22 protein-coding genes and 1 pseudogene are annotated in these 23819 nt (G+C 66.0%); 10 read left to right on the top strand and 13 right to left on the bottom strand.

From position 1 onward, the window contains the following. Nucleotides 1–9 precede the first annotated feature (9 nt). Both ACL02S_RS08915 and ACL02S_RS08910 read left to right on the top strand, forming a co-directional pair. The gene (locus ACL02S_RS08915) at nt 10–2244 is read left to right on the top strand and encodes a DUF5682 family protein (protein ID WP_412802080.1); all 2235 of its coding nucleotides are present in this window, start codon (nt 10–12) and stop codon (nt 2242–2244) included. A gap of 13 nt (nt 2245–2257) precedes the next feature. Continuing rightward, a complete protein-coding gene (locus ACL02S_RS08910) occupies nt 2258–3415 on the top strand; it encodes a VWA domain-containing protein (RefSeq protein WP_412801852.1) in 1158 nt (385 codons plus the stop codon). 546 nt (nt 3416–3961) lie between these two features. Here ACL02S_RS08910 and ACL02S_RS08905 read toward each other — a convergent pair. Continuing rightward, nucleotides 3962–6475, bottom strand: coding sequence for an ABC transporter permease (locus ACL02S_RS08905; protein ID WP_412801851.1), 2514 nt, complete (start codon nt 6473–6475; stop codon nt 3962–3964). 49 nt (nt 6476–6524) lie between these two features. Further along, nucleotides 6525–7301, bottom strand: coding sequence for an ABC transporter ATP-binding protein (locus ACL02S_RS08900; RefSeq protein WP_412801850.1), 777 nt, complete (start codon nt 7299–7301; stop codon nt 6525–6527). 146 nt (nt 7302–7447) lie between these two features. Between ACL02S_RS08900 and ACL02S_RS08895 the strand changes: the two are divergent. Further along, a pseudogene (locus ACL02S_RS08895) lies at nt 7448–8345 on the top strand (IS5 family transposase). A 37-nt stretch (nt 8346–8382) separates the two neighbouring features. Here ACL02S_RS08895 and ACL02S_RS08890 read toward each other — a convergent pair. From ACL02S_RS08890 to ACL02S_RS08865, 6 genes are all read right to left on the bottom strand, one after another. Continuing rightward, nucleotides 8383–9333 carry a hydroxymethylglutaryl-CoA lyase-like TIM-barrel protein gene (locus ACL02S_RS08890; RefSeq protein WP_412802079.1) on the bottom strand — a complete coding sequence of 317 codons (951 nt, stop codon included), beginning with the start codon at nt 9331–9333 and terminating at the stop codon, nt 8383–8385. Between the two features lie 32 nt (nt 9334–9365). Continuing rightward, nucleotides 9366–9530: a hypothetical protein gene (locus ACL02S_RS08885; RefSeq protein ID WP_412801849.1), complete on the bottom strand. Its 165-nt coding sequence runs from the start codon at nt 9528–9530 to the stop codon at nt 9366–9368. Continuing rightward, on the bottom strand, nt 9527–10747 hold the full coding sequence (locus ACL02S_RS08880; protein WP_412801848.1) for a CaiB/BaiF CoA transferase family protein: 1221 nt from the start codon (nt 10745–10747) through the stop codon (nt 9527–9529). Before ACL02S_RS08880 ends, ACL02S_RS08885 begins: the two co-directional genes overlap by 4 nt. An 89-nt stretch (nt 10748–10836) precedes the next feature. After that, a complete protein-coding gene (locus ACL02S_RS08875) occupies nt 10837–11604 on the bottom strand; it encodes a deoxyribonuclease IV (protein WP_412801847.1) in 768 nt (255 codons plus the stop codon). 92 nt (nt 11605–11696) lie between these two features. Next, on the bottom strand, nt 11697–12539 hold the full coding sequence (locus ACL02S_RS08870; RefSeq protein WP_412801846.1) for a GNAT family N-acetyltransferase: 843 nt from the start codon (nt 12537–12539) through the stop codon (nt 11697–11699). 90 nt (nt 12540–12629) lie between these two features. Beyond that, a complete protein-coding gene (locus ACL02S_RS08865; RefSeq protein ID WP_412801845.1) occupies nt 12630–12911 on the bottom strand; it encodes a hypothetical protein in 282 nt (93 codons plus the stop codon). A gap of 292 nt (nt 12912–13203) precedes the next feature. On the opposite strand from ACL02S_RS08865, the gene ACL02S_RS08860 reads away from it, so the two are divergent. Next, the gene (locus ACL02S_RS08860) at nt 13204–13545 is read left to right on the top strand and encodes a hypothetical protein (protein WP_412801844.1); all 342 of its coding nucleotides are present in this window, start codon (nt 13204–13206) and stop codon (nt 13543–13545) included. A 106-nt stretch (nt 13546–13651) separates the two neighbouring features. On the opposite strand, the gene ACL02S_RS08855 is transcribed toward ACL02S_RS08860, so the two are convergent. After that, nucleotides 13652–14776: an acyl-CoA dehydrogenase family protein gene (locus tag ACL02S_RS08855; RefSeq protein ID WP_412801843.1), complete on the bottom strand. Its 1125-nt coding sequence runs from the start codon at nt 14774–14776 to the stop codon at nt 13652–13654. A gap of 9 nt (nt 14777–14785) precedes the next feature. Beyond that, nucleotides 14786–15958 carry an acyl-CoA dehydrogenase family protein gene (locus tag ACL02S_RS08850; RefSeq protein WP_412801842.1) on the bottom strand — a complete coding sequence of 391 codons (1173 nt, stop codon included), beginning with the start codon at nt 15956–15958 and terminating at the stop codon, nt 14786–14788. Between the two features lie 217 nt (nt 15959–16175). Here ACL02S_RS08850 and ACL02S_RS08845 point away from each other — a divergent pair, with 217 nt between their 5' ends. Continuing rightward, nucleotides 16176–16889, top strand: a complete 714-nt coding sequence (locus ACL02S_RS08845) for a hypothetical protein (RefSeq protein ID WP_412801841.1) — start codon at nt 16176–16178, stop codon at nt 16887–16889. Nucleotides 16890–17012: 123 nt separating this feature from the next. Here the strand turns inward: ACL02S_RS08845 and ACL02S_RS08840 are convergent, their stop codons facing one another. Continuing rightward, nucleotides 17013–17945: an SMP-30/gluconolactonase/LRE family protein gene (locus ACL02S_RS08840; RefSeq protein WP_412801840.1), complete on the bottom strand. Its 933-nt coding sequence runs from the start codon at nt 17943–17945 to the stop codon at nt 17013–17015. Nucleotides 17946–18050: 105 nt separating this feature from the next. Here ACL02S_RS08840 and ACL02S_RS08835 point away from each other — a divergent pair, with 105 nt between their 5' ends. From ACL02S_RS08835 to ACL02S_RS08815, 5 genes are all read left to right on the top strand, one after another. Then, a complete protein-coding gene (locus tag ACL02S_RS08835; RefSeq protein WP_412801839.1) occupies nt 18051–18797 on the top strand; it encodes an alpha/beta hydrolase in 747 nt (248 codons plus the stop codon). A gap of 201 nt (nt 18798–18998) precedes the next feature. After that, nucleotides 18999–19433 (top strand): type VII secretion target, encoded by a 435-nt coding sequence (locus tag ACL02S_RS08830; protein ID WP_412801838.1) that lies wholly within the window; start codon nt 18999–19001, stop codon nt 19431–19433. Then, a complete protein-coding gene (locus tag ACL02S_RS08825) occupies nt 19426–20751 on the top strand; it encodes a PPE domain-containing protein (protein ID WP_412801837.1) in 1326 nt (441 codons plus the stop codon). Before ACL02S_RS08830 ends, ACL02S_RS08825 begins: the two co-directional genes overlap by 8 nt. Then, nucleotides 20733–21596, top strand: a complete 864-nt coding sequence (locus ACL02S_RS08820) for an ESX secretion-associated protein EspG (RefSeq protein ID WP_412801836.1) — start codon at nt 20733–20735, stop codon at nt 21594–21596. Before ACL02S_RS08825 ends, ACL02S_RS08820 begins: the two co-directional genes overlap by 19 nt. A 116-nt stretch (nt 21597–21712) precedes the next feature. Next, a complete protein-coding gene (locus tag ACL02S_RS08815; RefSeq protein ID WP_412801835.1) occupies nt 21713–22237 on the top strand; it encodes a gamma carbonic anhydrase family protein in 525 nt (174 codons plus the stop codon). Between the two features lie 53 nt (nt 22238–22290). On the opposite strand, the gene ACL02S_RS08810 is transcribed toward ACL02S_RS08815, so the two are convergent. Continuing rightward, complete coding sequence (locus tag ACL02S_RS08810) at nt 22291–22914, bottom strand: phosphoribosyltransferase (protein WP_412801834.1); 624 nt, start codon at nt 22912–22914, stop codon at nt 22291–22293. Between the two features lie 11 nt (nt 22915–22925). Further along, nucleotides 22926–23780, bottom strand: a complete 855-nt coding sequence (locus ACL02S_RS08805) for a carbon-nitrogen hydrolase family protein (RefSeq protein ID WP_412801833.1) — start codon at nt 23778–23780, stop codon at nt 22926–22928. Nucleotides 23781–23819: the final 39 nt, after the last annotated feature.

Here is a 23819-nt window from a genome sequence, read left to right as displayed (position 1 = left end):
TCCGGGCCGATGACCAAGATTTTCGGCATTCGGCACCATGGACCAGGATCGGCCCGCTCGGTGCGGATGGCCCTGCAGGCGTATCGGCCCGACTGCATTCTGATCGAGGGACCCGCCGATGCCGATCCGCTGGTCGGCTATATCACTGCCGAGGGGATGATCCCCCCGGTAGCACTGCTGGCCTATGTACCGGACGCTCCTGACACCGCCGCGTTCTGGCCGTACGCGGTGTTCTCCCCGGAGTGGCAAGCACTGCGGTACGCCGTGGACAACGGGGTACCGGCACAGTTCTGCGATCTGCCCGCGACCATCGCACTCGCGGCCGAGGACGAACCGGGTGACCGGTTCGATCCGCTCGCGGCACTGGCCGAGGCAGGCGGTTACGACGATGCCGAACGCTGGTGGGACGCGGTCGTGGAATCCGTTCCCGATGCCGACGCGTTCGATCCGATCCTCGAGGCGATGCGCACGCTCAGGGAGTCCGAGACACCAGCGACGCTCGCCGAGAGCGACCAGCTCAGCCACCCGCGAACGACCGGCCAGAACACAATCGACAGCCACACGCTGCGCCGCGAAGCGTATATGCGCCAGACCATGCGTAAAGCGCTCGTGAACGGAGCCGAGCGCCTGGCGGTGGTCTGCGGAGCATGGCACGCGCCCGCGCTCGCGGGCCCGCTCGGCCCAGCCGCACCGGATGCCCGGCTGCTCAGGGGACTTCCGAAGACCAAAGCCCGGCTCACCTGGATACCGTGGACGCATTCCCGGCTGTCCACGGCCTCCGGCTATGGAGCAGGTGTCCCCGCACCTGGCTGGTACCACCATCTGTTCCTCGAGACCGAACAACCGATCGCGCACTGGTTGACCAAGGTCGCAGGCGTGTTGCGCACTCACGATCTGCCGGTCTCCAGCGCGCATATCATCGAAGCCGTCCGGCTCGCCGATACCCTCGCCGCGTTGCGCGGACGCCCGCTGGCCGGGTTGTCCGAGGTCACCGAGGCAACCGGGGCGGTGCTGTGCGACGGCGATGAGACGATGCTGCGGCTGGTGATGCGCGAACTCGTCGTCGGTGAGGCGCTCGGCACCGTCCCTGAGCACACGCCGACCGTGCCGCTGGCCGCGGACCTGCGCACGACGATCCGGTCGCTGCGGATGAAGCAGGAGCCCTCGGCCCGCACTATCGATCTCGACCTGCGCACCGACCGCGCGGTCGCGCGGTCACGCCTGTTGCACCGGCTGCGTGTGCTCGAGATCGACTGGGGCACCCTGACCACGAGCCAGGTGCGCGGCACCGGCACCTTCCGGGAGACCTGGACACTACAGTGGCGGCCCGAGTACGCGATCGCGGTCATCGAAGCATCCCGCTGGGGCACCACCCTCCGTACCGCCGCGGAGGCGAAGATCCTCGACTCCGCGCACCGGACCGACCGCACCGTCGGTGAGCTGACCGACGCGCTGGAAGTGGCGCTGCTCGCCGATCTCGGCGGCGCCACCGATGGATTGATCGCCCGGCTGGCATCCGCCGCCGCACTCGACCACGATGTCACCCAGCTGCTCGCCGCGCTGCCCGGGCTGATCCGGACACTGCGCTACGGCGATGTGCGCGGTACCGACACCATCGCGCTGGCCGACGTCACCGACGGGCTGCTGATACGGATATGCGCAGGCCTACCCGCCGCGGTGACGGGAATGGACACCGATGCGGCCACCGAGCTGCGCGAGCTGCTCGATGTGGCGCATACCGCCATCCACACCAGGAACGACGACTGGGCGATCACCGAATGGCTGACTACCCTGCATCGCATCGCCGACCGTACCGATGTGCACGGCGCCCTGGCCGGGCGAGTGGTCCGGTTACTCACCGATGCCGACCGCATCGACGACGCGGAATCCGCACGCAGGCTCGCCGCGGCATTGTCGGTGGGCAATACCGCCACAGCCAAAGCGGCATGGATCGACGGATTCCTCGCAGGCCGCGGATTACTGCTCGTTCATGATCGAGCACTGCTGCGGCTCATCGACGACTGGCTGCGCGCGCTCGACGAGGACACCTTCGTCGAAACGCTCCCGTTGCTGCGCAGAACCTTCAGCGCGTTCGAATCCGGCGAGCGCCGCGCGATCGGACACGCGGTGCGCCGCGGTGTTTCCGTCACCGATACGGCAGCCACCATCGCGGAGACCGACCTCGACCGCGCGACAATCGCGCTACGCACCGCCGCGGAGATCTTGGGGGTGGCCCCGGCATGAAAAGGACTCTTGGATGACCGACGAAACCCATTCCCGGCGTTGGCGCTTGATACTCGGCACGGCGGCGGAACAGGAACTCGGCGCACTGGGCTCAGGGGCGGACACCAATATCGACCGGGCGTTGTCAGCGCTGTACGACGTCGATGACGAAGGCGCGGCGGGGAACCGCTCCGGTGGGCTGCGGAGTTCGGCGCCGCGGGTGGCCCGCTGGCTGGGAGATATTCGCAGCTACTTTCCAGCTACCACCGTTGAGGTGATGCAGCGCGACGCCGTACAACGGCTGAATCTCACCCAGCTGCTCCTGGAGCCGGAACTGCTGGAGGCAGTGGAACCGGACGTACATCTGGTCGGCACGCTACTGAGCCTGAACCGGGTGATGCCCCAGACCACCAAGGCGACCGCGCGGGTGGTGGTCGAGAAGGTGGTGCGCGAGATCGAGCAACGCATCGCGAACCGGACCGTGGCCGCGGTCTCCGGCGCGCTCCATCGAGCGGCCCGTGTCACCCGACCCCGGCTACGCGATATCGACTGGGACCGCACCATCAGGAAGAACCTCGCCACTTATCTACCCGAGCATCGCACCGTAATCCCGGAACGCCTGGTCGGTCATGGCCGTAAGGCGCAGGCGGTGCGGCGTGATGTCGTACTGGCTATCGACCAATCCGGCTCGATGGCCGCCAGTGTCGTCTACGCCTCGGTATTCGGTGCGGTACTGGCGTCCATACGCTCGCTGCGCACCTCACTCGTGGTCTTCGACACCGAAATCGCCGATCTCACCGATCAGCTCGATGATCCGGTGGAAATACTGTTCGGCACCCAGCTCGGCGGCGGCACCGATATCAATCGCGCCCTTACCTATTGCCAGTCCCTGATCAGCAGGCCCGCCGATACGCTGTTCGTCTTGATCTCCGACCTCCACGAGGGAGGCATCCGCGCCGAGATGCTGCGCCGCGCATACGCGATGCGACAGGCGGGTGTGCAGATCGTCGTATTACTCGCACTGTCCGATGACGGCGCCCCCGCCTTCGACCACGACAATGCCGCGGCTCTGTCCGCGCTCGACATCCCGGCCTTCGCCTGCACCCCGGACAAGTTCCCTGATCTTCTGGCCGTGGCCCTCGACCGCGGTGACATCCAATCCTGGGCCGATATGGAGGCAGCCCAGCATTAGTGCGACCGAGGGCACCCGAATCATCACCGCCCCGGTCTTTTTCGACCGTGCCCGGCCTTACGATGAACCCGCACCACGATCACGAACAGGGGCGGGGCCGGGGGGCGAGTAACAACGTCTCGGTCGGCCTAGAAGCCGGTGACGTCCTGGATCAGGGAAAAGACCTGTACAGCCAGCAACGCCAGAGTGTTCAGGACGTTCGTCGGATCCATGACAACTCCTTCTTCGAGCTAGCGAATAGGACAGGCTTGCGATAGTACGCGGGGCCGAGCGCTGTTCCCGTGATCACCGCCTGGCGTGTACGACAACCGCATCGGCTGATCAGACGGGCTTCCGGGAACAGGACCCCGCACCCTTCACCACGGCCACACCACAGACCGCCGAGGTCTATAGCACGGCGAACGAACCAGCAACATCATAGCAATCAAAGTGCCCGAGTCGATAGTACCTGCGGTACCCGCCCCGATCAGGGCAGTCGGCGCCGGTTCGAGACAGTAAGTCACAGCCGTGCGGCGCACAGTGAGTGTGTGCGCCGCACGGCTTCCATCACAGGTCGGCGATGGCGGCGAGTGGTGGTGTACGGGCCGCCCGCACCGCGGGCCAGAGGGCGGCCAGCACTCCGACAACCGCCGAACCGATCAGTACGAACACCAATTGCGTCCACGGAATGTCGATCTGGTCGATCCCGAAATCGCGCAAGGTCCGTAAGAAGCCGATGCCGAGCCCGAGGCCGAGCAGCAAGCCGACGACCGCGCCGAATACCGCGATCAGCATCGACTCCAGATAGATCGTCCGGCGCACTTGCGGACGCTGCATGCCGACCGCGCGCAGCATACCGATCTCCCTGCGTCGCTCCACCACCGATAGGGCGAGGGTGTTCACAATGCCGAGGATCGCGATCACCACCGCCAAGGCGAGCAACCCGTAGAGGATGGCGAGCAGCGTATTGATCTGCGCACCTTGCGCGCCCTTGAACTCCTCGCGGTCCTGCACCTGCACCACAACGAACTTCTCGGTCGCCCGCTCCAGCTCAGTACGCATCTCGGTGAGATCCGTGCCCGGCTTCGCCTTGATCAGCACCAGCAAATCGGTACGGAAGTTGAGCGGCACTACTTCGTTGTATACCGCTTGCGACACCATCATCGGGCCGAGCAGCGGGTTCTTCTCGTATACGCCTGCCACGGTGAGCGGAATCTTCTTACCGTCCAAGCCCGCCGGGGTCACCTGCTCGCCGACCTTCCACCCCCGCTCATCGGCTTCGTCCTCGGATACCAGCACCTCACGATCGCCGAGAGTGCCACTGCCCCGGAGGATCTCGATATTCATCACATCAGCCAGCGGACCGTCTGCCGAGGTGGCGAACACTTGGTCATCGCCGATCTTGAAAGCCGCGCCACGAATACCGACCGCCTCGGCCACATCGGGCACTGTGGTGCGGACCGCTTCGGCCGCGCCGAACGGCACCCCGAGGAATTGCGGCCCCGCCAGCACATAATCGGCGCGCACCCCCTTGTCCACCAGCACATCGACGCTGGCCTTCGCCGAGGTGCCGAACATGCCGATCGCCGAAACCAGCATCAGCCCAAGGGTCAATGCGAATGCGGTCGCGGCAGTACGACGAGGATTACGCGCGGCATTGTTGCGCGCCATGCGGCCGATCGGGCCGAACGGGCGCACCAGTACCCCGAGCGCGGCCACCAATGGTCGCGACAACGCGGGAGCGGTGAGCAGTACCGCGAAGATCAGCCCGAGCGCGCCGATCCCGACCGTGGCGGCCGCCGTGCCGCCGGTGCCTTGCGCTCCGAGCACGACGCACCCGATACCGACCACGGCGAGTACCGCACCGAGAATCGTGCGCACCCGCAGTGACTCGCCCGCAGTCGCGAACTCCTCCCGCATGGCCTGCACCGGAGGAATCCGCATGGCGCGGCGTGCGGGCGCGTAGGCGCTGATCATCGTCACCACGAGTCCGACGAGCAACCCGACCACGATCGTGCGCGGCCGCACCGCCATCGAACCGGTCGGCAACCCGAGATCGAAAGCATTCAGCAGCGCGGACAGCCCGAACGCCAACCCGACACCACCCGCGAGGCCGATCGTGCTGCCGATCACCCCGATAACGAGCGCTTCGCTCACCACCGACCGGCCGATCTGCTGACGGCTCGCGCCGACCGCACGCAACAGTGCCAGCTCACGTAGACGCTGCGCGACGATCATCGAGAAGGTGTTGTAGATGATGAACGTGCCGACGATCAGCGCGATGGCACCGAACGCGAGCAGGAAGTAGTTGATGAAGTTCAGCGCATCGGAGACCTGTTTCCTCAGATCGGCACGCACCTGCTCGCCGTTCTGCACCTTGTAGCCGGGCAAGTCCCTGGCCAGGTTGTCCCGCAGTTCATCGCCAGAGATACCAGTGGCCGCGAGGTCGACATAGGCGACATGCAAACCGTCGGTGAACAACGTGCGCGCCTGGGTGTCGTCGAACAGCACGCCGATGAAGCCACCGGTTTCCGAGGGGACCTCGTAGATCCCGGTGAGTGTGACGTCGATAGGCTCGGATTGCGAAGGGACCAGGATCTTGGTCCGGTCGCCGATCCGCAGCCCGGACCGCTCGGCCCCGCCGGTATTGAGCGCGATCTCGCCGGGACGGGCGGGTGGAACCCCCTGCACGAACTTTTCCGGCTCCGCGACAGCTCGGTCCGGCGGCAGGTAGGACTGGCCGATAGTGGGCGCACCACCGGTCTGCACAGCTTTCTCGCCCGCCGGATCGAGCAGCACCATCTGCCCGTTCACGTTCGGCGCCACCCGGCCGACCCCGGGGTACTTCCCGAGCTCGTCCACGATGTTGTTCGGCACACCTTGCGCCTGGCGATCTTTCGGACTGATTCTGACATCGACGCCTACGGCCTCATTGCCGAGGATCCCGTCGAAGGTACGTTGCAGCGTATCGGTGAAAACGAACGAGCCCGCGATGAACGCGGTGCCGAGCACGACGGACAGCACGGTCAGGACGAGCCGGACCTTATGCGCGGCGAGGTTACGCAGCGCGACCTTCCGCATCGGACTTCCTGCCATCACGCCCGCCCCCTTCCCTGCTCTGGTTGCCCGGTCATGCCTGCTCCAGCGCTTTCATCCGGTCGAGCACGGTATCGGCGGTAGGATCGCGCAGCTCGTCCACGATGCGTCCGTCGGCAAGAAACACCACCCGGTCGGCGAATCCGGCCGCGTGCGGCTCATGCGTGACGATGACAACCGTCTGGCCGAACTCGTCCACCGCGGCGCGCAGGATCGACAGCACCTCCTCCGAAGCACGCGAGTCAAGGTTGCCGGTCGGCTCGTCGCCGAAGATGATTTCCGGTTTGCCTGCCAGTGCCCGCGCGCACGCCACCCGCTGTTGCTGTCCGCCGGACAGCTCACTGGGACGATGGGTGAGCCGATCGGTCAGTCCGAGCCGCTCCAGCACGGTATCCAGCCAATCCTGATCGGGTTTGCGCCCAGCGATATCCAGCGGCAATGTGATGTTCTCCAGTGCCGTGAGCGTCGGCACCAGATTGAACGCTTGGAAAACGAACCCGATCCGGTCGCGGCGTAGCCGGGTCATCTGCTTATCGGACAGGGTGGTGAGGTCGGTGTCGCCGATACTGACGGTGCCGGCATCCGCGCTGTCGAGCCCGGCCAAGCAGTGCATCAGGGTCGACTTTCCCGACCCTGACGGACCCATGATCGCGGTGAATTCACCCTTGGCGAAGGCGACCGATATGCCGTCAAGTGCTCTGACTTGGGTATCGCCCGATCCGTAAAGCTTCGTCAGTTCGACGGCACGGGCCGCGGCATCGGCGGGAAGCGCGCTGCCTGCGGTGTCGGCGCTCAAGGCTTGCGAAGTCATGCCGTACAGTCTTACCGCCTTCACGCCCGCGCGCCATCAGGAATATCCCTGAACCGCCGGTATTACCTGAGAACTAGCCAGCGATTACCTGAGGATTAGGGCGTGTCCGGTAGATCATGGGTTGATGGTGGTAGTCCGGTGGTGTGATTCGACGGCATGAATTGACCGATGAGGAATGGACGTTGCTGGAGCCACTGATGCCGTCCCAGCCTCGGCAGGGGCATCGGTGGGCCGATCACCGCACGGTGATCAACGGCATCTTGTTCCGGGTCAGGACCGGGGTGCCGTGGCGGGACCTGCCCGAACGCTACGGCAACTGGAAGACCGTGTACGAGCGGCATCGCCGCTGGTCCGGCGATGGGACCTGGCAACGCATCGCCGATGCGTTGCGGATCGACGCCGATACCGGCCAGGCTCGTGACTGGACGGTATCGGTGGATTCCACGGTGGTGCGGGCGCATCAGCACGCTGCCGGAGCGCGGCGACGGCCACCGGCTGGTCACGACCCAAAAGCAGGCCGCTGACCCGGTGCGAGGCAGACGGGAGGCGTTGGGCAAGTCCAGGGGCGGATGGACGACCAAGATCCATCTGGTCGCCGACGGGCACGCTCGCCTGTTGGCACGTGCGACCAGTCCGGGGCAGCGCCACGACAGCCGGATGTTCGAGCCGGTGATGGCCGGGGTCCGGGTCCGTCACCACGGTGGTGGCAGGCCCCGGACCCGGCCACGGAACCTGCTGGCGGACAAGGCGTACTCCAATCGCCTCATCCGCTCCTGGTCACGACGCCACGGTATCCGAGCAGTCATCCCCGAACCGGTTGACCAGATCCGCAACCGGCGAGCCAAAGGCCGATGGGGTGGGCGGCCACCGAGTTTCGATCGGTCCCGATACCGACAACGCAACACCGTCGAACGGTGTGTGAACAAGCTGAAGGCATTCCGTGCGGTAGCAACCCGCTACGACAAACGGGACTACGTCTACCTCGGCACGATCGACGTCGCGACAATCGCGCTCTGGCTACGCGACCTGACCCACTCATCATGATCTACCGGACACGCCCTAGTCCGCGATTACCTTGGGGCTAGTCGGTGGGTTCGTGACCGACGACCCAGGGGAACGCCGAGGCCTTGGATCGGGCGCCCTCGACAGTACGAGACCGATTCGGCTCGCCGAGTTCGGCGAGCAAATCCTGCGATAACGCCACCAATTCGGCCAGTGTCGCCGGGGTGAACCATGCGGGCCTTGTCGCGAACAAGATGTCCTCGGAAGCGGTATTACCGCTCGCCCCCGGCGCGAACGGGCAACCACCGAGCCCGCCGAGCGAACCGTCGACCATATCCGCGCCCGCCGCGACAGCGGCGAGGGTATTGGCCACTCCCATTCCCCAGGTGTCGTGCCCGTGGAACACGATCCGCCGCCGCGGCGTCCGCTCCCTTACCGCGGTGACCAACTCACTCACCTGTCCCGGATCCGCCTGTCCGAGAGTATCGGCGAGCACGATGTCGTCCGCCCCCTCGGTGCGCGGATCGCGAGCGATGGCGAGCACCCGCTCCGGATCAACCGGTCCGTCGAAAGGACAGCTGAACGCCGTGGCCAGGCAGAGCTGGATGGAACCGTCCACCTCACGGGCCAGTCGTACCGCCTCCGGCATCGCGGCGACACTGTCCTCGGTGTCCCGCCCGATATTCGCCCGGTTATGCGCGTCCGAGACCGAGAAGCAGTATTGAAAGTTGCGCACGCCTGCCGCGGCGGCCTTCGCCACATGCCGTGGTGTCGCTACCCACACCCAGCAACGGCGCAGTTCGGCGGGGGTCAGCTCAGCGATCAGCTCCATGGTGTTCGCCATCGGCGCGACCAGATCCGGACGGGCCATCGAGCCGATCTCCAACGCGGGCACACCGAGCTCGAGCAACCCGCGCACGATATCCACCTTGCGCTGCACCGGGAGCATTTTCCCGGTCAACTGCAGTCCGTCGCGCAAGGTGACATCACGCAATACCGGTGGGGGCGGCACCTGCCCTGCCGTATTCATCGCGGGGCCTGCCATATCATCCGCCGCCATGGTCACTGCCCACTCGCCGGACGTCGGCCGCACATCACACCGCCCCATGGCTTGTCACCGGCCCTGGTCGGATTCGGCTGTACGGCGGGCCTGCTACTGCCGGGCACACGCAACTCCCGTGCGCCACGACCAGGGGGACGTCTGCGGTCGTATGGTCGCGTGCTCATGACGCCTCCAGCGCGTTGATCTCGGCCTCGCTCATACCGAGCAAGCCGGACAGCACCTCGCGGGTGTGCTCGCCCAGGTCGGGGCCGATGGTGCGAATCGGCAAGGACTGTTCACCGAGCACGGGAACGATGCCGGGAAACCCGACCGTCTTCGGTTCCAGTGCACCGATATCCACAGTGAACGGCTGGATCATATTGCGGGCCCGATACTGTTCATCGGCGACGATATCCGCCGCCGTATAGATCGGGCCGCACGGAACGGCCGCGGCTTCCAAAAGTTTCAGCGCCTCGGCACGGGTGTGCCGGATCGTCCACTCCCCGATGGCCGAATCGAGCCGATCGCGCTGCCGCCAACGGCCCGCATTGTCCTGTAATTCCGGATCGGTGGCGAGATCTCTGCGGTCGATGACCGCCATATAGCGCTGGAAGATCGCATCGCCATTGCCTGCGATGATGATGCTGGTTCCGTCTGCGCACGGGTAGGCATTGCTCGGTGCGATGCCCTCCATCCGGCCACCAACGCGTTCCCGCTGGATGCCGTAGGCGAGGTAGTCCGGTACCAGCGATTCCATCACCGATAAGACCGCCTCGTTGAGCGCCACATCGATCACCCGCTCCAGCAAAGGAGTCGACTGCTGCGCACCGCGACGGCGCTCGCGCTGGAACAACGCCATCACGGCTCCGAACGCGGCGTAGATACCGGCGATCGAATCGCCGATCGAGACACCGGTGCGCACCGGCGGACGGTCCGGGTCCCCGACCAGCTCACGCAGGCCGCCGACCGCCTCGGCCACCGCGGCGAATCCAGGCTGTCCAGCCGATGGCCCGGTCTGCCCATAACCGGAGATCCTGGTGATCACCAGGTCCGGATTCACCTCGTTCAACTGCTCCGGGCCCAAACCCCATTTCTCCAGCATGCCGGGCCGGAAATTCTCCAACAACACATCACAGTGCCGGATCAGGTCCAGTACGACAGCGCGCCCTGCCTCGGTACGCAAATTCAGGGTGATCGACTTCTTGTTGCGATTGACAGTCCGGTAGAGCATCGAGGTGTTACCACCGTAGAGTCGCCATTTACGCAGCTCATCACCTACCACGGGGCGTTCGACCTTGATCACCTCGGCGCCGAAGTCGCCGAGAATGCGTCCGGCGGTTGGCGCGGCGATGTAGTTGCCGAGCTCCAGAACACGCACTCCGTCCAACGGACGAATACTCATATCACCAGTGTGAACCATGCCGCCGCTCAATCCCAGCACGACCACACCACCCGAGCGACCGTGTGCCGCAATCCCGATAGCACACCCAGCTAACACACTTCGCGCAAGTAGGCCAGATCATCCGCGAGACCGTCGACCGGGGTTTCCAGGATCACCGGCGCGCCCGCCGTCGAGCACACCTCGGCGAGCAACTGCGGGTCGATGGTGCCGTCGGCGAAATTGGCGTGCCGGTCGGCGCCGGAATCGAACGCGTCGCGTGAGGAGTTCAGGTGCACCAAGTCGATCCGACCGGTGATCGCCTTGATCCGGTCCACCACGCCGACCAGATCCTCCCCACCCGCCCACGCGTGGCAGGTATCCAAACAGAAACCTGCCCCGTAATCGCCGACCGCGTCCCACAGCCGGGCGATGGAATCGAAATACCTTGCCATGGCATGGTCGCCACCCGCGGTGTTCTCGATCAGGATCGGTACCGCGAAACCGCCCTTGTCCTGCTGGCGTTCGAACAGTTTGCGCCAGTTGTCGATTCCGGTTTCCAGTTCGCTGTCGGAGCGCACATGCCCACCGTGCACCACCAGACCGAACGCCCCGAGCTCAGCGGCTGCTTCGGCCTGCTGCGCCACCGCGGCGCGAGACGGCATGCGCAACCGGTTGTTCAGGCTCGCCACATTGATCAGGTAGGAGGAGTGCACCACGACCTCGATCGGGCTCGCGAGGATCTCCGCGGTCCGTGGGTGTGGAACAGGTTTGTCCCAGCTCCGGGGGTCGACAACGAACATCTGGATGACATCGGCGCCCAATTTCTCACCGAAACCGATCGGATCGCCGTCGAGCCGGACATGTGCTCCAATGCGCATGCTGGTCAGCCTATCCAGTGGCACCGACAAGCACCGGAATCCATCTCACCGCTGTTATGGCAAGTATCCCACGCAGGCTCGACGCGACAAGCTCAGGCACGACGGGCTTCGAAGACATAATGCGCGAACTCGTGGACCGGATGGAAGCCGATCGCCCGGTAGATACGATCGGCCGTCGCGTTGGTCAGGTCGGCGAACAGACAGACATCCAGGCCATCGGCCCGCAGCAGCTTCGCCACGTGCGCAGTCACCGCACCGGCATAGCCGTGCCTACGCGCATGCGGCGGGGTATAGACCGGTCCGATCCGCGACCAGCCCTCGGCAGGCACGTGATGAGCGGCGAGGCTTACCGGCTCGGCGTCGTGCTCCCACAGCCACCAGCGGCCCGCGTGCACGCGGCGACGGATCAGGGCTCGGTCCGGACCTTGCCGCATCCCGCATTCCTCGCGCATCGCCGCCATCCAGTCTGCGCACAGTGCGATATCGGATTCGACTGCCCGGCGTGGAGTCCCGGCGACTTCGGGAATCCGTAACGCGCCGAGTCGGTACAGCGTGATGCGCTCGGACTGGTGGAATTCCTTATCCGTCAAGGCACACCAGTGCTGTGCGAACGTATGAGCATCATCGAGGGCCCCCTCGACACCAGCGCTGTCGGGGACCGCCTCGACCAATGCCCGGACCACCGCACCGATACTGCCGGACGGTAACGCACCGAGATAGAGGTCACGGCCGGCCATCCGGATGGCAGCACCGATCGCCGAGGAGTCCTCATCGTGGACCGAAAGGAAGCGCACCGTCTCGTCCTGTGTGTCGATCCCGGTGAGATAGTTGGCGATGATGGTCGTGAGCACGGTGTGCCGCAGGGGGTCGTCGAGCAGGAACGACTCCGCACGCGAGCGGAACTCGGTGATGTCGGTGGTGATCCCGATCCTCATACGGAGCAACAGTAGGCAGATGAGATGTTGCGCACCACAGTTTTTCCCGCGCGGCACCACGCACCACACCGGAATACCGACCGGCGTATCTCAGTCGGATTCGCCGCTGTCGGCACGGAATTTGAGCAGGACCAGACCCGCGGTGCACGCGAGAATGAGACCGGCGACGGTGATCTCGACGTGCAGACCGGCGATACCGAGAACCGCCCCGGTGAGTCCACCGAGGAAGACCGGCCAGCCCACTATCCGCGATACAAGCGCGGATATCGCGAGCTTCCGCTGGTTCGGCACCACTGGTCGCGCGGTGACCGCTACCGCGTCTTCCTCGGCCTGAGGCGACTCCTGCCGTGACACTGTCGAGTAAACTCCCACCATCTACTCCTCGATAACGCCGATCAGCGAAAAACACTGTCACGTTCGCACGCAACGTGTCTCGCATTCTGACACAGGCGTCTCATACGTAACTTCGCGCACATACGTTACGTCCCCTGGACGCCGGAGAACAGCGACGCGAACCGTCAACACACCACGTGATCAATTCGATATCTGAATCATTACTTTTTTAGACAGATGGTGTACGCGAACCCAGCGGCTACTCGACTCCACCCGACACGCCGAGCGCGAGTATGGTTGGGCCACGCGTGACACACCAGGAGTACCACCGATGGACAGCAGCAAGGCCAAAATCGCCGGTCCGGCGATCGCCGTAGGAGCGGTTTCCATCGGGCTCGTCGTGCTCGGCGCGTGCGGCGTAGGCCAGCACGATATCTATGTCCCACCTCCACCGCTGAAAGCGGGGCAGCCCGCTGACCCGGCCGCCCGCACCAGCTCTCCCGAACCGAGCACAGCCACGGTGATCATCCCGCCCTCACCCTCATGGAAGATCGCGCCCTACCGACGGCCACCCGCTCCGTTCGAGGGCTTTCTCACCACTACACCCACCTCCGCCGAGCCCTCGACGCGAATTCCACATGAAGACCCCTCCCTGAGCCCTCTCACCCGATAGCGGGGGGACTCCGGCCTGCGGCACTGGCGGCAGGCGATGCCCGCGGTCGAAGGCACCGTGGCCGAGCGTGGTGTGGTGGTGCGCAGGGCGCGCACCACCACACGATCTAGGGTTCGAGCAGCTCGTAACCACCGACCCTGGAGCCGAGCACCCGCAGATGCTCCAACCTGCCACCAAGCGTGCGCTCGATCGCGGTCAGCCGGGCCACATAGTGACCGACAGGGTATTCGGCGGTGACGCCGATACCACCGTGCATCTGGATCGCCTCCTGCCCGATATGTCGTGCCGCGCGACCGACCTGTAGCCGTGCGCGCGAGGCGATCACCGGATCATCGGCCCCCTCGGCCAGCGACGCCGTGAGATACAGGCTCATGCTGCGCGCCAATTCCAGCGAGACATACATATCGGCCGCTCGCTGGGTGAGGGTCTGGAATTTCGACAGCGTGACGCCGAATTGCTTGCGCTGTTTCAGGTATTCGGTGGTCAGCCGCAGTGCCTCGGCCATGGCGCCGATCGACTCCGCGCACAGACTCGCCTGCGCATGCGTGAGCACCGAGGCGATCACCTCGGCCGCATCCGTATCTCCGAGCCGCTCGGCAGGCGTTCCGGTCAATTCCAGCTGCGCACCGCGCTGACCGTCCACCGTGCGGTAGGACTTGCGAACCACCCCTGCCGCCTCTGGGTCGACCAGGAATAGCCCGACCTCCCCCTCTGGTAGCACCGCGCTGACCACAAGTTCATCGGCACTGTCCCCGTGTGGGACCGGATTCTTGATGCCATCGAGCGTGTACCCATCGGCCCCGGCGGTAGCCGTGGTGGCCAGCTCCGTGGACGGCCAGCGCACCCCGGGCTCGGCATGGGCGAAGGCGAGCAGTTTCGTACCGGAGGCGACCTCGGGCAGGATGCGTTGCCGCTGCTCGGCGCTGCCCGCCGCGGCGACCAGCCCGCCCGGCACCAGCACCGCGTCCAGAATCGGTTCCGGCGCGAGCCTGCGGCCGAGTTCTTCCGATACGACCATTGTCTCCACCGGACCCGCGCCGACGCCGCCGTCCGCTTCGGCGAAACTCAAGCCGAGCACGCCCAGCTCAGCGAGCTGACGCCAGACATCGCGACTCCAGCCGAGTTCGGAATCGATGACCTTCAGCCGGGATTCGGCGTCGTAGTTGCGCGTGAACAGTTCGCGCACGGTGTCGCGGAGCATGACCTGTTCATCGGTGAGATCGAAATCCATGGCGTTGCCTCACAATCCAAGGATCGTGGAGGCGATGATGGTGCGCTGCACCTCGCTGGAGCCTCCGTAAATGGTTGTCTTGCGGTAGTTCAGGTAGCCTGCGCCACTGCTCTGCGCCCACCGAGGTGAGGCGATATCCTCCGCGTCCACCGGGATGGCATCCGGTCCAGCGATATCGAGCAGCAGCTCGGCGGCCTCCTGCTGCAACTCCGAGCCACGCAGCTTCAGTACCGAGGAAGCCGGATTCGGCTTGCCTTCAGTGGAGTTGGAGACCACCCGCAATTGGGTGAGCTCCAGTGCCAGCAACTCGTTCTCCAGCTCGGCGATCCGCGCCGCGAACACCGGGTCTTCCAGCAGAGTCGCGCTACCCGATCGGGTCTGCGCCGCGTACTGCTTCGCGATACTGATCTTGACCTTGGTACGGCCGACGCCGGTGATACCGGTGCGTTCGTTGCCGAGCAGGAATTTCGCGTAGGTCCAGCCCATATTCTCCGCACCGACCAACTGGTCGGCGGGTACCCGGACATTCTCGAAGAAGACCTCGTTCACCTCGTACCCACCGTCGATCAGCTTGATCGGGCGGATGGTGACACCGGGGGACTTCAGATCGAACAACAAAAACGAGATGCCCGCCTGTTTCTTCGGCGCAGTGGGATCGGTACGCACCAAGCAGAAGATCCAGTCCGCGTACTGGGCCAATGTGGTCCAGATCTTCTGGCCGTTGACGATGTAGGAATCACCGTCGCGCACCGCGGTGGTGCGCAATGACGCCAGATCGGAGCCTGCGTCCGGCTCGGAGAAACCCTGGCACCACCAGATATCCAGTGCGGCGGTTGGTGGCAGGAACCGCTCTTTGAGCTCCTGGGAGCCGAAATGGGCGATCACCGGACCCACCATCTGCGCATTGAACGTCAGCGGCTCAGGAACCGAGGCGAGCTGCATCTCGTCCTGCCAGATATGGCGCTGCATCGGTGTCCAGTCCTTACCGCCCCATTCCAGCGGCCAACCGGGCACGGCGAGGCCGTGGTCGTTGAGGATCTTGTGCGAGGAGACGATCTCATCACGGGACAGCGGCCTGCCGTTGCGAACCTTCTCGCGGATGTCGTCTGGGATCTCCGTCCGATAGAACGTGCGCAGTTGGTCGCGGAAGGCGACATCGTCGGGGGACAAGGAAAGTTTCATACGCATCTCCCTGCGTGTCTCGTACGTCTGAATTCAAACTACCCTCCGGTAACTCCCTCTTGTCGACTGGATCACAGCAAGCGGGTATACGCAGGCACTGGGCCTGATTGTGACATTGCACCCACACATCGCTCCCGGAGCAGCGCAAGCGATGAGCTGGTACCTTGCTGCTCGTGGGTCGATGACCCCTGAAAGGTTCGGGTATCGAGGAGAACGAGTGAACGGCAGGACCATCGCGCGCGCCACAGCGATCGCGGCATCTCTCGGCATCGGCGCGATGTTGACCTGCACGGGCCCGGCCGCCGCCGAGCGGGCCGAGACCCCGCTGGACGCGGGCTTGACCCAGCTGACCGAGATAGCGGGTGCCGACTCCGCGGCGCAGTCGGGCGTCGGCGCGCTGATTCGGTACACGGCCCTTGTCGACGCCGGACAGCTACGCGATATCGCGAGCCCGTTCACACCGTTCTCTTATGCCGCGCCCACCTTCGGCTGCGGCAGCAACGGACCGATCACCACGATCATCGCCGCCGGGTCCACCGATGGGGCAGGCGGGCCCCAGGATCTGAACGTCCAGCCAGGCACACTGCGGTTCAGCGCGACACCGGCGCATCCTGGTGTCGCGCTGGCCTCCGGGCTCGTTGTCGCGTGGGTGAACGTGAGCACCGGCGCCAGCGCCATCGAACCGCTCGACGATCTGACCGAGTACGGTCTTCCCTCGCTGTCCAAAACGGTCAGCAGCGGCCCAGGCACCGTACTCGCCTCGATGTGGGGCATCATCGATTATCCGTTCGCCCACTGTGTGATGACCCCGACGGTCGGCGTATTCACTGTTCCCGATCAGCCGGTCGAGGTACCGCAGACCTACGCCCCCTCCCTGACTCCGGGACTGGTCGTGCCGGGGCCGAACACCGAAACCGAACCTGCGCCCTGATCGCATACCGCACGTTCGCCCGGCACCCACGCTGCGCATTCGGTACCTCGCGCGCACCGTGACGCCGGCCCGGCCACGGGCCAGCTCGGCACCGACCCGGGTGAGACGACCAGGGTGAACAGATCAGTTCGACAGGTGGATGCGCAGAATCGCCCCGGCCACGGTACTCGCGAGCAGTTCTTCCTGCCTACCTGGAACCGCGGTCACCGCGGTCATCGGCTGGTCGTCGAGCACGGTGCACACCTCCCCGGCGACCGGATCGACGCGGACCAACTGCCCGGTGATAGTAGTCACATAGAGGATACCCGCTGGATCGGCCAGCAGATCGTCGGCGAAATCGGGCAGACCGGGCAACCGCGCGGACAGCTGCGCGACAGTCCCACGTTCGGCGGGCGCGGCGATCGGGATGCGGATGATCCGGCCGAGTGGGCCACCGTTGGTGGTCACATACAGCATGTCTTGGTGCACGGCGATACCGTTGGCGGCGGGCACGGCCGCCTGCGCACCCCACGCGGTGTCGATACTCGCGTCGGGACGGACCCGGACGACGCCGGACATGGTGGCCACGTACAAATCACCGCTCGGGTCGAACGCGGCGCCATTGGGCATGGTGAACCCGGAGACGAACACCTCGGGCTCCGGGTTGGCGGCGGCCGGGTCGAAGCGGAGCACGCCACCGGGGCGAACAGCACTGCTCGGCGCGTCCCCGTAGACGACATAGAGCAGACCGTCTGGACCGAGCCGCACCGCACCGGGAAGCTCTACCGGCACAGTCGCGGTCACCCTGCCCGTGGCGTCGTAGCGCTGCACCTCATTGCGGTAGAGCCGGGAGACCCACAAGTTTCCCTGCGCGTCGTAACCCATGTTCTCCGACCAATCCAGCACCGGCACCCCGGTGGGTATCGCGGTAACGGCCACTGCGGGAGCACAGGAGCCGACCGATATCTCCGCGGTGGCGACCGAGACTTCCGCGGTAGCGACCGGCATGAGCACACCGGCGACAACCGCCCCGAGGACGGAGCAGCGCACAGCGCCGCGACGACCGAAAGTTCTCAACAGTGGCACCTCGACTCGAGAATGGGCGGTTGCCGCGCAGTGTAACTGTCGCGCCAGAGGAATCGGAGGGTTCCGGCACCGACCCGATACCGGCACTATTGACGCATGCCATTTTTCGACGGTGCGCGTGGCCGGATGCACTATCGGCTGTGGCCGATCGACACCCCATCGCACACCGTGGTGCTGCTGCCAGGGATGGGCCAGCACAGCGGCCACTACCATCACTTCGCGCGCACGCTGCACTCCGCCGGAGCGCAGATATCGGCCTTGGACCCCTTCGGCCAGGGCCTGAGCGAGGGTGATCCGCAGCGACCCGGCACCCTCACCGAACTGGTGGATGACGCATCGCGTCTGGTCGAATCGGCCCGCGCGGCACAGCCCCGTACTCCATTGGTTCTGATGGGCCATTCGCTCGGCGCGGCCACCGCCCTCGGCCTGCTCGGCGCCGCGATCCCGGATACCGCCGTGGTCGGGACGGTTTCGGTCGCCGCGTCAACGGACTATCCGCTACACCCCGCTCTTGCCGCGCACACCCTTTCCGGACTGGTGCTGTCCGGCACACCGAAACGGGTACTCGGCGGTGGTATGCCCGGTGCGCTGGGAACACCACTGCCACATACCCTTCCGGTACTGGCGATACACGGTGTCGAGGATCGGCGCGCACCGATCGATGCGATGCGGGCCTGGGCAGGCAGGCATACCTCGGTCGATATGCGCGAATACCCCGATACCGGGCATGATCTGCTGCACGAACCCCGGTCCGGAATTGTCGCGCGGGACATCTGCCGGTGGTTGCTCGGCCTCGAGTGGTCGGAGCGCGACAGCCTTCCCCGCGACGACCTTTCCCGATGATCGCCGAAATGCCCTCGCCGAGCCGAGCTCGCCCCGGGGCATGTCCCGGTACCGGGGCGTAGCGGTATCGTGGCCGTCGCAGGGTATGGGGCGATACGCGGGCACTGCCGACACCGCGGCCCCGACGCCGGATGTCGTCGTGGGGCAGGCACGATACCCGTGTACCGAATACGCTTTTCGGATGAGGAAGGGGGACGGCGGATGCCGGCACAAGAGAACGGATTCGACGCGGAACCGCCCGCGGAGGTCACCGCACCCGGTATCGATATCGCCGCGCTCGAACGGGCCGTCGACGACGGATCGCTGTGGATCGACAGCCTGCTGGTCGCCGATGGCGCGCACGAACGGTGTGCGCGACAATACGAACAGCTCGCCGACCGGGTGGAAGCGCAGATCCAGGTACTGCGCGCGGCCACCGAACTCCCCGGTTTCGGCGACTTCTCCTCGGGTGCGGCACTGCGCGCCGGTTTCGAACGCAAGGCCGACCACGCGATCACTCGATTAACCGAATATGCCGGATCGGCAAGAGAACTCGCGCAGCTCTTCCGAGCCGCGGCGGCCACCTATCAGCAGGCCGACCAGGCATTCGCCGCAGCGATCGAGCGCGGCGATGGGATAGGAGCCGGGTATGCGTAGGATGCCACGGGCCGAGGCGCGCACCGGACAGCAGCACTTCGACCCTCCGTACGCGCCGAACGTCGAAGTCTTCGACCACCTCACGCACGCCGAGATCCACGCCGGGGTCAAGTCCTTGCGTCCGGCGATACTCGTGGACGGCGGCCAGGCATGGGGTGTTGCGGCGGCACACCTCGCCGAGGCGATATCCGAGGCGCATATCGAGATCCGCGCTGCCATCGCGGACGGCTGGCGCGGCGCCGCGGCCGAGAACGCGAACGCGGTGGTACGGGTATTCGAACAGAACGGCCAAGAACTCGCCGACGTGTTCGCCGTGGTCTCACAACGCCTCGATCGGGCGAGCGACGCCGCGGAGGCAGTGCGCGCCGCGGTGCCGGAGCCAACGGATATGACGCCGGATCTCGGTGCCGCGCTACTGGATCAGGCCCAAGCAAGCAACAATGCCTATCTGCAGAAGATGAGCGAACACGCGCGCCACGACGTCGTGCGCGCGATGAACGATATCTATGCGGGGGTATTCCTCTCCACCGGCACCGACGTACCCGCGTTTCCCGATGCGGAAGAACACCGGGCACCCGATACGACGGAGCACAAGGCGCCCCACGAAACAAACCACCGGACACCCGGTGCGGCAGGCGCCCCTACCGGAAGAGCCGCGAGCAACCTCCCCATAACAGCTGATGCGCAGCCGATGCCGCCCGATACCACCTCCCACCGCGCGGGCGAGACAACGGAACCGAGCGGGAACGCGAAGCGACCCGGCCTGCCCGCCGACGTCGCCGCCACGCCGACGACCACCGCGGGGAGCACGCCGACCGGCCCCCTGTCCGCGGGGCCAGCACCCGTGACCACCGCATCACCGATCGGCCCCACCGCCGAGACACCGCCGACGACAGCCGCGGCCACGACGAGCAACCGCACCGTACCCACCGGCCATGTCTCTCGTTCGCCGGCCACCGCCGCCTCCTGGACGAACGGTCCCTGGGCAGTGCCTGGTACGAGCGCCGCATCATCCGAGCAGCAACAGCGACAGGACGAACGACGTAAGCACACCGAGGGCGATACGGTCACCGGTCCAGGCGCGGGCATGGCAGGCGGGCTACTCGGCGGTGCGATGGCCACCACCGACACCACACGGCCCGCGACGAACCGGACAACGACGACCACCCGAGCTACCTCTCACCACGACGAGGACGACGAGTTCGATCCGGACGATTCGCCCACCTACCTGGAGCCCTCCGCGGAGGGTGGCGAGCTCATCGGGCCACTCGAACCGACCACACCGCCCGTGCTCGGCGAATGGACCGAGGACGAGTGAACTGGACGCTCACCCCGGACCAATTCGCGCTGGCCTGGTCGCGTACCGATGGCGATCGCATCCCCTATCCACTCGCGGTGCGCCTTTCCGCACGCGATACCGACGAGCGCGCCGCCCAGCTCCCCGCGCTCGACAGCTGGTGTGACCGGGTCCTCGACGCGGATCTGGAGGCGGCGCTGCGCGTCCTCGCGCGACCGGACTTATGTATCGAGGTATTCGGTCAGCGCGATCCGGCGCTCGCTCCGCCCGAGCCTGATGCCGGAGCCGAGAACAGACCGCCCGCACCACGGCACCCATCCGCGGCGGAGAGAAACCCCGCGGCAGGCGCGACCGAGCGACCAGTTCGTATCCTCGGCGCTGTCACCGGAGACATCGCGGTGGTCGCGGCGCAGCGGCCGAGCGAACGGCCCGACCGCGGTGGTGATGTGCGGCTGTTCGCGGGCAGCTCGAGACATGTGTGCGCGCGGGTGATCTCGATGCTTCCGGAGAACATCCCAGGTACCATCCCGCGCCTGACCGCCCCCCTGGCGCAGGTCGGCATCGACAGCCGCTCCCTGGTAACCGTTCCGGTAGCAGGCCCATCCACTCCGGCCCGGATCCGCAAGCTGCTGAAACAGCGCCGGGACGGTATCGGTCAGATCGTCGTCTCCGCGCGCCACAGCATGGATGAGTTACGCCCGTTCGGCGCGCTGTGCTGGATCGATGTTGTGGCCGACGGCCGGTATACGGTGCGTACCGGCACCGATGTCGACATCCTCGCGGTGAACGCGGAACATTTCGCCGCCCAGTTGCGCCCGCTGGTCACCGCGGCCGCGCGCACCGCGACGGCCTACTCCCGACACTGATCTCCTCGCCCCTGCGGCAACTGGGACGCACACTCCAACAGCACGGACACCGGAGCGGGCCGCGATGCGCCGATAGCGCCCAATGCCTCGGCCACCACACCGTTTACGGTGTACGAGTGCCACTCTACGCATTCGAAGGTAAACGGCCCCAGGTCGATCCGACGGCATTCATCGCGCCCACCGCGACCCTGATCGGTGATGTGCGGGTCGAGGCGGGCGCCTCGATCTGGTACGGCGCGGTGCTGCGCGCCGACCTCGCGCCGATCACCATCCGCGAACGGGCGAACATCCAGGACAACGCGGTGCTGCACGTTCCGCCGGAGGTGCCGATGGAGATCGGCTCCGGCGCCACCATCGCGCACAGCGTGGTGTTCCACGGTGCCGCGGTCGGCGCCGACACCATCATCGGCAACGGCACCACCGTGCTGGATCTGGCGAAGATCGGGGCGGGCAGTATGGTCGCCGCGCATTCACTGGTGCCGCCCGGTGCCGAGATCCCCGACGGTGTGCTGGCCGCGGGGTCTCCTGCCGAGGTGAAGCGCCCGATCGAGGGCACCCAGGCCCAGATGTGGGTACAGCTGAACCCTGGCTTCTACGCGGAACTCGCGAAGCGCCACCGTGCGGGTATCAGCGAGATCTGAGCCCGCCGCACGGCCGGGCCGGAAAGCGGAAATGACCTGCAAGCGGAGAAACATCAGCGCAGCAGCGCGGTGACCTCTGCGTCCGCGAGCTGATGGAAATCGAGGTAGGCGCCGCCGACACCGCTGAGCGTGGATGATACCCACGGACAGATCACCTCGTCGGCCTCGGCGGCGACCCGGCGCATCGCCTCTGTCGAGGAAACCGGGACCGCGACGGTGATCCTGACGGGCTGATGCAGGCGCGCGACCCGGCAGGCGACCAGGACGGTAGCGCCGGTCGCCATACCGTCGTCGACGATCACCACCGCACGGCCTGCCAGTGGGATCGGATCCGCCGGACCACGCAGTACCTGCCTGCGCCGCTCCAGCTCGGCGTGCTCCCGCGCCTCGATCGCGGCCAGTTGCCGCGCCGGTATATCCACCTGCGCCAGCACCTCCGGATTGAACACCCGTACACCGTCTTCGCCGATCGCGCCCAGCGCCAGCTCGGGTTGCCACGGTACGCCCAGCTTGCGGACCAGCAGAATATCGAGATCGCCGCCGATCATCTCGCGCACCGCGGCAGCCACAGGAACCCCACCCCGGGGCAGACCGAGCACCAGCGGGTGCCGCGCCCGCAGGTGCGTCAGGTGGGCGCCGAGCGCGCGACCGGCCGAGGTCCGATCGGAATAGACCATTACCCCGAACGCTACTCCGGTTCGCGCTCGGTGATCGCGAATCGACGCAGCGCGAGGCTCGGATTGGTGGTACGCACCGTGTTCAGGCGCGCCAAGTCGATACGTGCCGTCAGTACCCCTGGCTGGTCACCGAGACCGGCAAGCACCGTACCGATCGGGTCGACGATCATCGAGGCGCCCGCACCGAGTGGCGCGGCCTGATCGGCGGCGGCCACATACATGGTGTTCTCGATGGCGCGAGCGCATACCAGGGTGGTCCACTGCTCGACCTTGTCCGGCCCTGGTATCCACTGCGCAGGTAGCAACAACACCTGCGCACCCGCCGCCGCGATCCGGCGGGCGGCCTCGGGGAACCGTAGATCGAAACAGGTCTGCAGACCGAACGTCACCTCGGCCACGGTGAACATGGCGAGCTGTTCGAGCTCCCCCGGCTCCACCACATCGGATTCGAGGTAGCCGAAAGCGTCGTACAGATGCACCTTTCGATAGCAGGTGACCAGAGCACCATCGGGTCCGAGCACAACGAGGGTATTGCGGATCCGAGCACCGCCCTCGGCGATCCGCTCGACCATTCCGGCGACCAGGAACACCCCGGACTCCTGCGCGAGGCGACCGAGCCCGGTCACGAATGGGCCGTTCAGCGGCTCGGCAACAGCGACAACCCGCTCATCCAGCTTGTGCACGGCAAACATCGAGTACTCCGGTGCGACGACCACCCTGGCACCGTGCGCAGCCGCCGCGCGCACATATTCGCCGAGCGCGACGAGATTGGCCTCGGGGTCGGTCGAAGGGGCGAACTGGACCACCGCTACATCCAGCTGATCCGGTGCCGGAGCCTGATGCGCGGACGAGTTGTTCAGTTGCATACGTCTCACCGTATTGGGGCGGTGGCCGGGACGGCCAGC

This window comes from Nocardia spongicola (assembly GCF_047200775.1).
GTDB lineage: Bacteria > Actinomycetota > Actinomycetes > Mycobacteriales > Mycobacteriaceae > Nocardia.
The sequence above is the reverse complement of the archived record's forward strand: the minus strand, read 5'-3'. Positions and strand labels throughout refer to the sequence as shown.